12 protein-coding genes are annotated in these 14681 nt (G+C 41.3%); 1 reads left to right on the top strand and 11 read right to left on the bottom strand.

Features of this window, described 5'->3' with window-relative positions:
- On the bottom strand, positions 1–546 hold a 546-nt coding region (locus J3U67_RS06630; RefSeq protein WP_267404410.1), incomplete at its 3' end, for a DUF6531 domain-containing protein.
- Between the two features lie 54 nt (positions 547–600).
- On the opposite strand from J3U67_RS06630, the gene J3U67_RS06635 reads away from it, so the two are divergent.
- Positions 601–885: a hypothetical protein gene (locus tag J3U67_RS06635; protein WP_267404412.1), complete on the top strand. Its 285-nt coding sequence runs from the start codon at positions 601–603 to the stop codon at positions 883–885.
- Positions 886–1001: 116 nt separating this feature from the next.
- Here the strand turns inward: J3U67_RS06635 and J3U67_RS06640 are convergent, their stop codons facing one another.
- From J3U67_RS06640 to tssK, 10 genes are all read right to left on the bottom strand, one after another.
- Positions 1002–1430 carry a DcrB-related protein gene (locus J3U67_RS06640; protein ID WP_267392048.1) on the bottom strand — a complete coding sequence of 143 codons (429 nt, stop codon included), beginning with the start codon at positions 1428–1430 and terminating at the stop codon, positions 1002–1004.
- 26 nt (positions 1431–1456) lie between these two features.
- The gene (locus tag J3U67_RS06645) at positions 1457–3763 is read right to left on the bottom strand and encodes a type VI secretion system Vgr family protein (protein ID WP_267404414.1); all 2307 of its coding nucleotides are present in this window, start codon (positions 3761–3763) and stop codon (positions 1457–1459) included.
- A gap of 1145 nt (positions 3764–4908) precedes the next feature.
- The gene (locus J3U67_RS06650) at positions 4909–5178 is read right to left on the bottom strand and encodes a putative T6SS immunity periplasmic lipoprotein (RefSeq protein WP_267404416.1); all 270 of its coding nucleotides are present in this window, start codon (positions 5176–5178) and stop codon (positions 4909–4911) included.
- A 410-nt stretch (positions 5179–5588) separates the two neighbouring features.
- Positions 5589–6020 carry a putative T6SS immunity periplasmic lipoprotein gene (locus J3U67_RS06655; RefSeq protein WP_267392053.1) on the bottom strand — a complete coding sequence of 144 codons (432 nt, stop codon included), beginning with the start codon at positions 6018–6020 and terminating at the stop codon, positions 5589–5591.
- A 29-nt stretch (positions 6021–6049) separates the two neighbouring features.
- Complete coding sequence (locus tag J3U67_RS06660) at positions 6050–6613, bottom strand: hypothetical protein (protein WP_267404418.1); 564 nt, start codon at positions 6611–6613, stop codon at positions 6050–6052.
- A gap of 2 nt (positions 6614–6615) precedes the next feature.
- Positions 6616–7353, bottom strand: a complete 738-nt coding sequence (tagF, locus tag J3U67_RS06665; protein WP_267392055.1) for a type VI secretion system-associated protein TagF — start codon at positions 7351–7353, stop codon at positions 6616–6618.
- Entirely contained in the window at positions 7350–11279 is a 3930-nt protein-coding gene (gene tssM / locus J3U67_RS06670) for a type VI secretion system membrane subunit TssM (RefSeq protein WP_267392057.1), read from the bottom strand. The genes tagF and tssM overlap by 4 nt, the downstream gene beginning before the upstream one ends.
- Before the next feature lie 159 nt (positions 11280–11438).
- A complete protein-coding gene (locus J3U67_RS06675; protein ID WP_267404420.1) occupies positions 11439–11927 on the bottom strand; it encodes a hypothetical protein in 489 nt (162 codons plus the stop codon).
- Between the two features lie 46 nt (positions 11928–11973).
- Positions 11974–13320 (bottom strand): type VI secretion system protein TssL, long form, encoded by a 1347-nt coding sequence (gene tssL / locus J3U67_RS06680; protein ID WP_267392061.1) that lies wholly within the window; start codon positions 13318–13320, stop codon positions 11974–11976.
- Positions 13317–14663, bottom strand: a complete 1347-nt coding sequence (gene tssK / locus J3U67_RS06685; RefSeq protein ID WP_100141417.1) for a type VI secretion system baseplate subunit TssK — start codon at positions 14661–14663, stop codon at positions 13317–13319. The genes tssL and tssK overlap by 4 nt, the downstream gene beginning before the upstream one ends.
- Positions 14664–14681: the final 18 nt, after the last annotated feature.

Below are 14681 nucleotides of genomic sequence, written 5' to 3' on the forward strand. Positions count from 1 at the left end.
GCTGTAGAAGCGTTGCCATTGGAGGGGCAGATGGGCGGGAAGGGTGAAGTCGAGCTCTTCGGTGCCGAAGAGGAGTTTGGCACCGGTGGGGAGGTGGACGGGGTTATGGGTTGTAACTGCTTGAATTGCTTTCGATGTCAAATAACTACTGGCTGCACCAATAAGAAAGTCTGTGGCAAAACAGCCGATTTTGGTACAGATTTTGCCGGGACGCATCAAAGCCATGGCTACAGATATCATCAGGCCAACCGGATGTTTGCCGCTTCTGATTTCACGCACGACGATGGGTTTGCCACCGATGCGTACGTTGCTGGATACTTTGACGCCGCCGGCATGGTCATCGGTAACTTTGGCTTCACAAGTGCTGCGGTCGTTGCTGCGTACGGCCGGCTGGCTGTTGATGTAGACTTTGCGGGAACCTTCGGCGAGATATTCATCTGTGCCGAACGGATGCGGATGTTTGCGGCAAAGTATTTTGTCGTCATCTCTGGGTTCTGCTCTGGGATCGNTACCGTTGGCCTTACCATTTCTTTGACAGTATGCCATAGTCCGCCTAAGAAGCCAGCCGCAACATCTACAAAACTTTTAGGTTGTTGTGGTTTGTCACTGTTTGAAGTTTGCTGTGGTTCCGGTTTGATTATCCCTGCTGCTCTAGCGGAAGGTTTTGTATTGGTGCGGGTATTGGGCGATCCTGTTTTAATTTTGCCATCTTCAGATGGTGGAAATAAACCGCTAACCGAGTCTGCTAACTCTGAAATTTTGTTGCTACCTCCTGATACACCCATTACGACACCAACTACAACACCTAAAGCAAAGCCAGCAAGTCCGCCAGTGGCTAATGTTCCGAATACAGCAAGACTAGCTGCAGCTGTAATAGCAGCATAACAGGCCATTTCAACAGCTGCGCCTGCTATATCTGCCAATAATGAAGTATGCAGAAGTATATCTCCCTCTCGGGCAGCCCAATATGCCTGTCCCATGGTTGCTCCTCTCTCAAATCATTATTTTTTAAATTCAAAATTTTGTTTAATTAATTCCCAATGGGCTAATTCCGCTTCGCCCAGATTGGTATTTTTTACATAACTCATCGCAAACATAGTTCGAGTACCGGGAATAAGACACACCAGCTGATACTGGAAAACTTTTTCTGCACCCTTAATAAACTGGTTACTTAACTCAAATGCCTCAATATTCTGATTTTTTCCGAAACTGATTTTGTTTTTCTGATGAAATTTCAATCCTTTTACAGAGCTTTCAAGTCGTTTTAACTGGTCATCCAGGCTGGATTCAAGCGTTTCCTCTTCTCCAAGTTCGCTGCGACTCAAAACCAATGATGTACCTAAATTTTTAAATTTGATAATATTTAATGAAACATCTTTGATGTCAGGGTCTGGAATCTGAAATTCGGTATCATTTGTTTGGTATTGCATTAAGTTGCCCTTTATATATTCTTATTTTATGCCGGTGGTGAAAATATCTGATTTACTGCACTATCAATATTGCCTTTATCTCCATCAGAGCCAGGTTGAGCCGCAGCACTTCCCCCGTCCATATTCAAATCCAGTAGTTTACCAAGTGTATTAATCTGGCCACTTTGTGCTGCCGTGATATTGAAATTTTCACAGGTAATATTAAATTGCCCATCGGCATGGAGCTCAAGTACAGTTTTTCCGCATGACAAGCGTATGGTTGTCCCTGCAGCAAGTACAAAATCATTACTGACACTAGTCGATTTGTTTTCTCCAATCAAAACTGTGTCATTGGCTTTAACAGCACGAAGACAATCATTACTGATCAAAGTTGTACGGTCGTTGCCTACGCTAATGACTTCATCATTACCAATTGATTTTGTACGATTATTTGCTACTGAATGACTTTCATCATTATTAACTTCAATACGCTGGTCTTTTTCAGCATGCAACCAGAGCTCCTCTTGCCCCGGTTTATCTTCAAATCGCAAAGCATTGGCATTATCAGGCCCGCCTCCGATCGAATGACTGAACATTCCGCTTTGAGTTTTGTTGTCAGGTAACCCCCATGCTGGCATGGTATCAGCGTTGTACACTCGGCCAGTGATAATTGGTAAATCCGGATCACCATTTTTAAAATCAACAATGACTTCCTGACCTATTCGCGGTATCTGCATACCGCCGAACCCCTTACCTGCCCACGGCTGTGTAACACGTACCCAACACGAGCTGTTTTCATCCCACTGGCCGTAACGATCCCAGAGAAATTGCACTTTCACTCGGCCATATTTGTCTGTCCAGATTTCCTCTCCTGCCGGACCTGTCACAATGGCACTTTGCGGGCCATGGGTATGTGGTTTTTTTATAGTACGCTGCGGACGGAAAACTTCACTGGTTGGTAATAGTTCAAAACTTGTGTTGTATCCGAAATGTTGTCCCTGACCACTGTATTCCCCCATATCCTCAATCACAAGCACACTTTCAACAACCAGATATTCTTGATTTGCTTCAACTGTAGGGCAGTTTTCTAAATTGAAAGTACAGCCTGTCACCAGGGTACGTATATTGCCACTGCCATAAACTCGGCTGCCTAAAGATTTCTGCGCTTCCATACGTACTTTAGTCAGGAATTCGCCTTCGTCTTTTTCAAAATAATCACCAGGCCATTCATAATGCTCATAATCAGGATGCCCAGTCTCACGTGGTTTAGCTACTGTACTTGTAAGTTTGGCTTTTGGTTTCTGAAAATCGAAATCATCTAATACCCATTTACCGGTACGCAGGGATTCTTTCGCTGCAATAGTATGGATAAACTCTTCATCCAGCTTTAAACCCTGCTGATGAAAACTTACAGATGCAGCTCCGGGACAAGGTTGATGAGAACCAATAGCATCGACTAACACTAGTTTATGACTACCAGCACTATGTTCAAAGAAATAATATATACCGAATTCTTGCATCAAACGTTGCAGGAAATCATAATCGGTTTCACCATACTGAACCTGAAAATTGCGCTTCGGATAAGTTTCAGTAAGTCGTTTTTCCATCTCAAATGGATACTCACTTAAAACTTCATCGATAATCTCTACTACGCTTTTATTCTGAAATATCTTGTAATCACTGGTACGGGTAGCCAGCTCTAGCCATGGCTCAAGACGCAGCTCATAAACCACACCCCGTCCCTGATGCCCCACAACGCGAGCAGCCGTAACCAACCCGCTGATATAGCGTTTACTACCGTTTTCAAGCTCTATATCAACAGTCAGATCCTTACCTACCATTGATTTTAATGGCAAATTAGAACTAGGCGCGAAGTAGCCAATATTCAGCTTATCAGGAGTCTTAAGTTGAATGGTGTAGCTAAATAACTCACTTAAAGTTTCTTGTCCGTTCATACTGGCAAAAGTAAGCATACCAGCAGGGACGGCAGCACCACTGACATTCACTGTACGTGTACCACCACTGCTTCCACCAGTTACAGCATCCACAATATCCTGTGCACTAACTGGTACCGAACTACCTGCTACTGCTGCCTGTGCTGCTTTCATCAGTGGAGATGCTGTCCCTATACTTCCTATAGCCTCCATAGCATCTGTAGCTGTATCTATGGCTTTTTTAGTTTGAGCGATAGTCGTATTAGCTTTTTCAGCCAATTTGTCCGCCACCTGTTCAACACCATTTTGCACCAGCTCTCCAATATCTGGAGATACTGTTTGGTTGCTTACAAACCCAGGTGTACGGGTAAGTGAATTCACCGGCAGAAGCTGTTCATCTGACTCTGGTTTTATACTCATGGTTTTTCCCCATCATTATTGCGCCATAGATTTAATTACATGCAATATCGGCGCATGTTTCAGTATTGATTACTTATTCAGCGGACGGCCTTTTTTCCAACATGATATGCAAACCCATTCTAAATGGTTTAAATCAAATAATTATTTAGAAAATGACTTTCTGAACCAGATTATTTCTTCCAGCAAGTGCGATTATTGACGTTTCTTGAATAGCAAACTAAACCGGTGCATAAAAGACAAAAATATTTTTATCTGGACGCGTCTACCGTTAACTTATGTACTATCTCCATCTCTCCAATATTGACTGATTAACCCGCCTGAATACAATTTACATCTGGCTATAATTTTGGCTATTTCATATTGCAAATAAGTTTGTACTACTCTATTCAATATTCACACCGCACTTTAATCTCCCAACAATAAAACCTTTATTGAAGAAAAAAAGATGCAAAAAATGTTTAATCATTCAGCATTAATTTAGCATAAATCTTTAAAACACCTTTTAACCAAATAAAACTTTATTATATATAATATTTACACAATATAAGACATTATTTTTGAAATAAAGCGAATTTGTAGATTTCTAAATTAATCTTTTACAACAACTTAACTATCTGCAAATCTGGTTGATTTAGAAAATGATAAGCACAGGCATCTATGATTTAATTTAGTTTTCAATTTAAAGCAAACAGAATAATAGTATTTTGACATAATTATTAATATCTGATCATAATGACAAATTCAAAATTCTGTATTTTTTACTAGTAGCAATAGCTATAAATCATATATCTTTGAATGACTGTATTTGAGGTATTCTTCAGACTTATTTTTTGGGCGACAGTTTTAATACATCATATTTTCACTTTTTAGGAAAATTATCCGAACCATCACAAAACAAATTTCTATTTTGATTGTAATGGTTATTAATATAATGCGTAATATTTTGAATTAATTATAATTATTTCTTCATAGTACCCTGAGAGCAAACGATTACATCTCCCGCTTTATCAACCGATAAATATTAGATATAATACAATTTTCTAAACTATTGTCATTTTAATAAAATTACTCGACCTCTTTTGGTTCTCAAAAGCGCATTTTGCAGAACATAATAATTGCAAATTTAAAAATCATGATTAATGTATTTATTTTCGTTTAATTATATTTGTTTTTTTGGCACTAGAATCTAACCATAATTTTACATTACCATGATTATCTTTGAATATACGAAATTCTCTTGCCCATGTTTTTTGCGTCATATCCTTTGATTCATCGTTTCCTCTAATACTTGATTCAAAATTGATTGAATAGACAATATTATTCTGGAAATGATAGTCAAAGCGTATACACTCTCCACTCACAACATAATATTTTTTTGGTAAGCCAAAATTTAGCGGATCAAAATAATCTTTCATTCATAATTGCCCGACACCTTCTTGAAATACCTCTGTTGTTATTATGTCAAACTGTTTTTTTACGATCAAAATTTATCAGTAGTGCCGGTATACTAATGCATGGCTGTCCATTATTTTTTAAAACAATATCGGGTTTAGAAACCATCGGGCGATGAAAATAACACCCAGTTATGTACAATAATATGAAACTAACCAACAGGTACATATTCAATCTTAGTTTCATTTGAATAACACTTTTCTATCTATTGGATATTCCAAAGGAGCTAGACTAAATTAAAGATGCAGATAAAATAAAACTATCTGTAAAACTCTTCAATTGCAGATAAATTTTCTATTAGATATTTGATTTATATAATTTTTTTACAAGAAAAGCAAAAATTCAAAACATACTATTTGTAGATTATTTTTATTTAATTATTTTCTCTAGCTTCAATATCTAATAAAAGTTTTGCCGAGCCATCAGTATTAGTTGTAATTCGCAAATCTCTAGCCCATATTTTTTGGTCGCCATTTTCAAACTCCTTGCTTCCACTGGCTGCAGATATAAAACCAATAGAATAAACGATATTTTTTTGAAAATGGTATTCAAAACCTATGCACTTACCTGCTTGAATTTTATAAGGTTTTGATGAGTCATAATATTTTTTTTCCCAAAGCGTGCCAACACCTACTTGAAATACGTCTGCTGTTATTAAATCAAACTGCTTGTTTTTATTTAAAAAATTAACTTCGTGCAAGGGTATACTGATACATGGCTGACCATCTTTTTTTAGAGTAATATCAGGCGTATACATCATTTTTCGATGACAACTAAATCCTGTGACTAAAGGTAATATGCTCACTACCAATATCCAGTTTTTCAATTTGCTTTTCACTCGAATAACGCCTTTTGATCTTTCGGATTTTTTAGAAATAGTGACAGCGTGTTGCTATATATTTTCATCCAAAAATCTTTTCCATATTGTTTATTTGTAAAACGGTCACCTTTATGCTTTTGTCTTGTTCGGTCATACCAAGAATCAAACCCAAATCGATCCAAAATATAATAATCAGACAAAATGCATGCCTGTTGTTCCATTCTATATCCAGACAATAAATTTCCTTTTTCTAAATCATAATTGTACTCTATCGCAAAACTAAACAAACCGCGAATTTTAACTGACATTCCCATTTGATATTGCCAAACATGTGTCATTTCATGCATAAACCAGTGAATATAATCAACTGTTTCAATTGAATAATCCTCTCTAAAATGTGTTTGTGGCCAATATAATTCTCCATTGGGTGTCATAGCTGTATTTTCGTCCTGAAATCGTAAATATTTATCGTTATGAATTCTGACATCGCTTGTCGTGATTGCCGTTTTAAATAACGATGTCACCATAGATATTTCTCCTGTTGTCAATAACCGGGACGCTCCTTTTTTAGTTGGCATTTTTATTCCTTCCAAACACTATTGCCTAGGCTTCTTGCATCTAGAAATCCGCCCCTTCCATCTTGCTGCCAGAACCACCCTTCTGCGGACAATGACTCCCAAACCACGTGCGGCCAATTAGCCCAAGGCAAATAATGTACACCGCAAAATTCGGTATCTTCCTCTTTTGTCTTACCTGTCAGTTCGCGACAGGCCGTCTGATTTCCTACTTGTGCTCTGGCAAACCAGCCACCCCATTTTGGACTATGAATTTCCCACAATTTATCTAATTGACTAGCTAGATCTTTTGTATTTTTTTTGGTTGGTTTGACATATCCTGCCACTAACTGTGCCAGCCAATATAGCCAGCCCAATGGTGTGTTCAGATATCGTTGCAGCCATGACTGATTGACTGTCTGATAAATCACCAAAGGATAAGAACGACCAATGCTGTCTGCAGAAGGACTCATCACCCCGATTACCCAGGATCGTCCTGAAAATGGCAATATTCCGGGAGCTAACACAAAACTCCATGGTAAAGCATGCAGTACGGGACTTTCCTGCCCAAAATCGGGCGTCAGGTACAGCCAATCATGTTTATCCTTAATATTATCTTTTTGAGGCTGCAGCCATTCCTGCTTATTCAACCATATCCGCCATTCATCAATTTCCTGTCCTTGTGCTCTATAGCGAACATAATCGCCCCTGTCGGGTAATTTTCCCCAAATAGCAGGTGACGAGATGCGCGGTATACCTATCATGGCGTACTACCTCCTACTGGGCAGGTAAATCCACGTAATGGGTTGTTTGCACTCTGTAGATTAAAATCTACACTGGAAGATATTTCGAGCACTACACGGCGACCATCAAATTTAAACTCAACCAAATGGCGGCTGTCACTCATACTGCTGATGATTCGGCCTTTGTTTAGCAGCCGGAAAAGCGCCCATGGCCCGCTGGTGATAATTGTTGAGCTATCCTGACGTATGCGCGGATTGGCCGTTATTTCAGCCATGGAACCATTTCTCGGACCTGGCCAGGTAATGTGTAGTGGACGCACCGGTCCATGCATATAACGTTGTGATTGTCCGTCAATATCTATAATCAAGTCTGTAATTGTGGGATCCAGTTCAACAACTTTAATATCCATACTCCAAGACATTTTCCGAGCTCCCTGCTCCTGAAAAAATGCTTCCCGAATGCGTTTTGCCTGCTGGAACGGTGCCAAACTTGGTCCCGGTAAAGGTGTGTTGCTTCCTTCAGATTGTTTGTAACGCCATGGATTAGAAGTGATGTCTACTTGTGATGCGAGCTGTTTATTGAAAAAATCGTCAAGCAGTCCGCCACTGGCAAATATACGGTTAAAATCGTCCGCACTTACTTCCTGATTACTGGCCGCAAAGGGATAACGGCCATCAATTACATTGCGACAATTTCCGCCTATCATGGCCTCCATTTGCCGGCTAAGTACCTCTCCTGATGCCAGATTCAGTTTACGGGCCCCTTGATTGGTTAGATCGAGCAAGATATTTTGTAAAGGTGCTGGCATTTTGACTGCTTCAAGCCGTAATTTTTCTGCAGCATCAATTTTGGGAGGTAAAGTGTTAGCAGCTAAAGCATTATCTGCTATCATTAATTGATTGTAATATTCATTGAGCAGACTCAGTACGTTGTCTAATTTCTGCGGCCTGCTGCCTGCATTACTGTTTTGCATATCGGCAGCGCCGGTGACAACTTCGCGTAATGCAGCAAATCGATTATCGACTAGTGTTTTTTCTAACTGCTCTTCAGGACGTACATTTTTCAACAATTTGGCTGTCTGTACGGCTTCACGGGTATTGCCTGATAATCGTTGCTCGGCTCGTTCAGCCAGAATTTTTTGACTGGTATTTTTGTCCATAGGTGGTACCAGCGTTGTTTGTTCTACAACTGCTTTGGAAAGCCGCATCAGTGGCGAATCGGGAGCAGCAAATGTACGCAATGTCTGTAAGTCAAAAGCCAGACTGGGACTATTGTCAGCACCGGTACTATTCACGCTGTGAATATCTTCAAGAAAAGCCTGCCAGCGCGAAGTGTATTCTGTTAAATAAAGCCGCCGCACCTCTTTGATTAAAGGGTCATCATCTCCGTTAACCTTCTGAACCAGCTGCTGGGCACGTTCAGCAGTTTTTTTTTGAGAAGCAGCAGTTTCCCTGCCCATAACCCATTCGTCATCTGCATAAGCGGCAGCAACAAATTCAGAGATGCGTTTATCAAATAAATCCCTATAACCCTGTACAGTAAACAGGCCAGGAATACCGCGATCAAGCGGTTCGCCACTGGCACGAACAAAAACCATACCGGCATCAGCACCTACTGCACGTACAATCGTAAAGTCTTCTGGTGCCTCATCACTCATAGCAACTTTGGCTCGGTCGTAGATTCGCTCGGTACTGGTACTACCTTCCAACAACTCCCTTGCACTACGAATCAAGGCATCATTTTTGGCAAATGGCGAATGTATGACACGGCTACCATCAAAAAGTGCACCCAGATGCTCATAAATACTGGCACTTCCACCAAAAGCTGCAGCGGTATCGTTTTGTTGCCAGTCTTTCAATATCCATGCCTGAATTTCAGCAGCGTTAAACTTATCCTGATGATCTGCATCCAGATTAAGTAGCAGATAGACACGTAAGGCATCATAGGTTGCTTTAGTATCTTTCTGTGCAATAGCATTGGAAAGGGTACTTTCAACACCACGAACCACAGGTGGCAGTAGCAGCTGATCCAGTAGCTGGTCATAAGTGGAGGCGGCGCTACTGATTACCGGCGGTACGCTATACAAACCATATCGGAAACTGGTTGGTGGTTTATCCGGATCTAGTCCGGGGTATGCAGCCAGCTCACGGGCTGAATTCAAAATATCTGGTACAGCTGTTGTAGTAGGCTTACGGGAATAAACGCGCACTTTTTCAGCAAGCGCAGCTGCTTTAACATTAACTGCTGCAAGATAATTACTATTTTTACCATAACTGGTATACATACCCTGTACTAGCCAAAGGAATATAATCAGTACCAATAAATGACCGGTAAATCGCATTACGCGATAACGCATTTCCCATTGTAGATTGGGTTGAACCAGGTTTGGCTCCTGAAAAATGAGTTTGGTCAGCAAATCATGTAGAAAATAGCTGCGATTGCCTGTAGGCGGTACTGTATTTGCATAAAGGCTGTTTTTTTCAGTATATGCTGGGTCACGCTTGATAGCCCGCCATAAACGTTGCATTAGGGATAGGCGATCAGCTGTAGCATGAGCTGGCGCTTGAGCTGCACTAGTAAAATACACACCTCTGAGCGTATTGTGCAATTGGGTTGCATCAAATTTAGAATCAAGAAATACGCGTTCTATAATATCTAGTAATGGTTCAGCAAGCGCAGCAAATTCCTGTGGCAGAGCATAAAGATTACATCTGCGCTGTACATCGTATTCTTCCTGTAAACGATTATCTACACCCTGATCTAGTCTTTGCGTTAGTAGCTTCAGCTCACTTTCACAATTTGAACGCAGCTTATCAAAATCATTTTTTTGCTGTTTCTGATCATACGGTAAAGTGAAACCCCATATTTGTGCACGCCCCTCAGTAGTTAGGGAGTTAAAGTAATCGGTGAAACCAGGCAGAAGATCCATTTTGGTTACCACCAAATATACCGGAAACTGAATACCTAATTCGGTTCGGAGCTCTCCCAGACGCGCTCTTAATGCTGCCGCAGCAGTGATACGCTCAGCTTCAGATTTACCGGCCAGATCAGCTACATTGACTGTTAAAAGTACACCATTAATTGGTGCGCGCGGACGATATTTGCGCAGAAGACCGAGAAACCCAAGCCATTCCTCAGCATTACGGGAAGTAGTATCAGCAGAACCGCCATCATCATGGCGAACATAACGTCCAGCAGTATCAATTAACACGGCTTCATTGGTAAACCACCAGTCACAATGTACCGTGCCGCCTTTGCCGGGCACCGCAAAGGCTTCCGCTGATTGTCCCATTTGCTCTGCCAGTGGAAATTGCAGGCCAGCATTCATTAAAGCTGTTGTTTTACCATCACCGGGCGCACCAATAATCATGTACCACGGCAGCTCATATAAATAGCGTTTACCTTCAAAAATACGGCGTATACCAAGTCCCGGCTTACCAATACGCAATTGCTTAAGCTGCTCAACGGCACGTGAGACAATATTGGTAACCGCACGCTGATCTTCACGAGCTTCAGAAACAACAGGTTTATCGCCACGCGGACGCAGAATTTTTTGCAGCAACTGCTCATCTACACGTAAAGCCAACCATAGTCGGTACAAACCATACAGCGCATAACAAAACAAAACGATGCCAATCAACATGGCTCGAGTCCATGCTGGTGCAAATGGTTTGGTCTGACCATATGCAAGCAGAGGCGCTGCTTTCCATATCAGTACACATAAAGCTGCAACCCAGATAGCCGATAACGACCAGTTCTTAAACCATAGAAACAGAAATGCGAACAGAATCAGAATGGTGACAATGCGCGTAGACATTGATGCAAAAGGATGCAATCCACCAAACGTCAGCAAAGGTCCCACAAACCAGACTATCAGTGCTAATAAAATAATACCGATAATTGCCAGCATGCGGCGGGAAAAAAGAAAATCTAAAATTTTTTGCATGTTATTTGCTTTAGCTATCTATCTAGGCGGGTTGATAATAAATTTTTACTGAGGTATATGACCTCTGCACAAATTCAGTTGCTACCACCTATGGGTTTATGCCCTACAACCTTTTTAAATTAATACTATTTTTTAACTGGAAGTTTCCAAGTTCTTGTCTTAATACTTCGAAAATTTATCAATAATTGCTTGTGCGCGACGGCTTCCGGCGTTTTCAGTAAATAAAATCTGCAATTTACTTCCTATCATGACTACAGAAAATGGAACCAGAATTTTGCTGTGCTTAAAAAAACGAGTTTTGCCCAGTGATTTTATAGCTTGTGCAGCGGCTGTTTCGTCTGAATAGCTGAGTTCTAAAAATCCCAATTGTATAGGTGCAAGTGCATTATCTGATGAAATGCTTTGTAAATTAATGCCATAGGCATTATGCAGTGATGTTCCAAGCCTGCTATCAAGATTATGACGAATAATATCTTTTACCTGAGCATCCGAAATTCTTGCTGCATTTACTGGTTCAGCCAACTGCTGCCTGATTTGTTCAACGATAATTGGTTCATCATTATCCAAAACAGATGCAAAAGATATAACACTAAACAAGCCTAACCAAATACATAAAGAAAGCTTGACAATATTATTCAGTAACCGCATTTTCATACCTTTTTTAACGGCGAATGTAATTAATACAAAATTTGGTTCACTCAGTTACCAAAATATCTACACGACGATTTTTTGCACGGCCTTCTGCTGTATTGTTATCTTCTACTGGTGCACTATCACCCAAACCGACAATTTTCAATCGTGATTCCGCTACCCCTTTGTTTACTAACAAAGCGGCCACTTCTGCTGCCCTTTTTTCAGATAAAACCTGATTAGAAGGAAATTCAGCAGTATGAATAGGTTGATTGTCAGTATGTCCAGTTACAGTCACAGTACCTGATACTTTGTTTATTTCACTGGCTACTTTATCCAGTACTGGCATTATTTTGGGATTTACTGTTTTCTTGCCCGGAACAAACATGAAATCACCAAGAAATGTTACCTGACTTTGCTGAGCATTTTCATTAACGCTGACTACACCACGTTCAATTTCATCTTTAAGTAAAGCTTTCAGCCGCAATACACCAGTCGTTACTGGTGGTGGCACCGCTTTACCTATAGCAGCAATTCGTTGTTGTAATCTTGTATCAGTATCCACAATCTGAAATTTAAACCAGACAAAAATGGCCAATAACAGACAGCAAAAAAATACAGCACTGATCCATACTGGCAACGAACGCAGTCGACGAAACTTACCAGATGCATCTGCATACCAGTGTGGAGATAAATCCCGGGCAACCGGATCCCGGCCACTGCTGATGATGGATAGCAATTGCTGACGAATCAAATCAAGCTGTTTACGCCCATCCGGACGAACACTATACCGCCCTTCAAACCCCAAACTTAAAATTCGGTAGATGACTTCTAATACGTCTCCGTATTCAATTGGATTTGGAGAAAGACGGCCAATTAATAGAAATATTTTTTCGCCACCATAGCTTTCGTTATGAAAAACAATGAGCAGGCTTTTTCTAGCCCATGCTCCTCCACCTCCCCATGATGTTTTATTGGCAGCCTCATCCAGAGCTGTGCAAACACAATAACGTACCGCCAGTACGTGTTCACGCCTCAAATTTGCCCGATCACATAAAGTTTGATAAATGTGCACTTCGCGTATAAGCAGTTCACGCAGACTTTCAATGCCATTATCGTATGAATCAAGTTGAGCCGGCATATTGGCCAGTGCGAGCAACAAGGGCTGTGCTGCTTCCAGCAGAGGATTATCGGCCGCTTCAATTGCTGCCAGACGTAATTTACTGTCTGGTCCTGCATCGATATTGTCTGCCAATTTGGCTGATTGTTGTTCTCCGAACCAAGATGTATCCGCAAGACGCTCAAACTCATAACCATGTTGTGATTGTGATAAAGACTCTGTAGCTGAAGCATCAGGTATTTGCTCTTTCTTAGCGCCTGTACCATTGAGAATGGTATCGAACTCATTCATTGATCACGCACTCCCCAAAGTTCAATTAGTAAGCCAGGAAATTCACCGGCAATGTGCATGGCCAATCCACCGTAATGAGCAATATGTTCCCATAACGGACCATCACGTAATAGCTCAAAATAAACATAGCCGGCATTAAAAGGAATCTGACGGGGAGGTACAGGTAATGCCTGCAATGCCATCCCCGGTAGATGAGAACGAATCAGCTCCGGCAAACGATCTGAAGGACCTATTTTGGTCTGTGCAGCAAATTGATGTACCAAAATATCTGGAGGGATCTGAGCCTTAACGGCCAATACCAGAGCATTAAAGCCACGCAGTTCTGTGGGTTCAACCACTGCATTCTTGACTCCGTAAGCCGCATCCTCTAGTCGAATATGCTGCGCACTACGAATCAATACTGCATTTAACAAATGCTGAACATCATCGACAACTGGTTTCAGACAATAATAAGGTGCATCATGACGATATGGTAAATGCTCAATTGGGCGCCGTGTATGTGGTCTAACGAAAGTCGATAGCTCACCTGCCATGCAAATCAACTGCCGATAGATAAATTCCGGTGAAGTGGCGCCAACTTTCTGCACATGGTGTAGTAAAGGTTCATAACGGTTTAGAATTTGCAAAAGCAAATAGTCGGATACCTCAGCCGCCTCTGAGCCTTTACCTTGTCTGCCTGTAAGTCTATCAGCAAGTGAATCGGCTCGCAGATGTGTCAAATCATGGATCTGTGAAAGCCAGGTCTGTAGCAAGGTACTGGCGGTATAGTGAGTAACAGGTGGGATGACAGTGCTGTCTATCTCAACCCCACCGTCTGCCCGTAAAGTACTGATACGGGCAATTGGCAATCCTATCCAGGCATCTGTCAACGCTTTCTGCGGCATCAGCCTTAATCGCAAATGGCTGAGCTGAACTGTTTTTGCGCCAAGTCCGATAGAGTTTGCATCTCGCACATCGCTTTCAAATACAGCAAAACGAGCAAGCGACTCCGAATTATCTTCAAAACTGGTCTCTTCAGCATTTGGTGTGCGGATAGGCAAAGCAAGATAAATTAGTTGTTCAAGATGCTCTGGCTGAATAGTCAACGGCGGAGGCAGCAATGTGTGCCCAGGCGCTTCAAAAGGCGTACCGTCGGGAAATACACCAGCCACATCTTTTAATACCAGTTTACCTAAATTCAACGCTTCGTGATCTATATCGTAGCGACTGAAACCCCAGAAAAAAGGCGATAACGGCACACTGCGACTATGTGCAAAATGTTCCAGATAGCGTTCTTGTTGCTGGAAAATCTGTGGCAGCAGAAATTGCCCTTCACTCCAGACTACACGGTTATACCAACTCATTTAGAGAAATTCCTCTGC

Origin of the sequence: Snodgrassella sp. B3837, assembly GCF_026535955.1 — a bacterium.
GTDB lineage: Bacteria > Pseudomonadota > Gammaproteobacteria > Burkholderiales > Neisseriaceae > Snodgrassella > Snodgrassella alvi_E.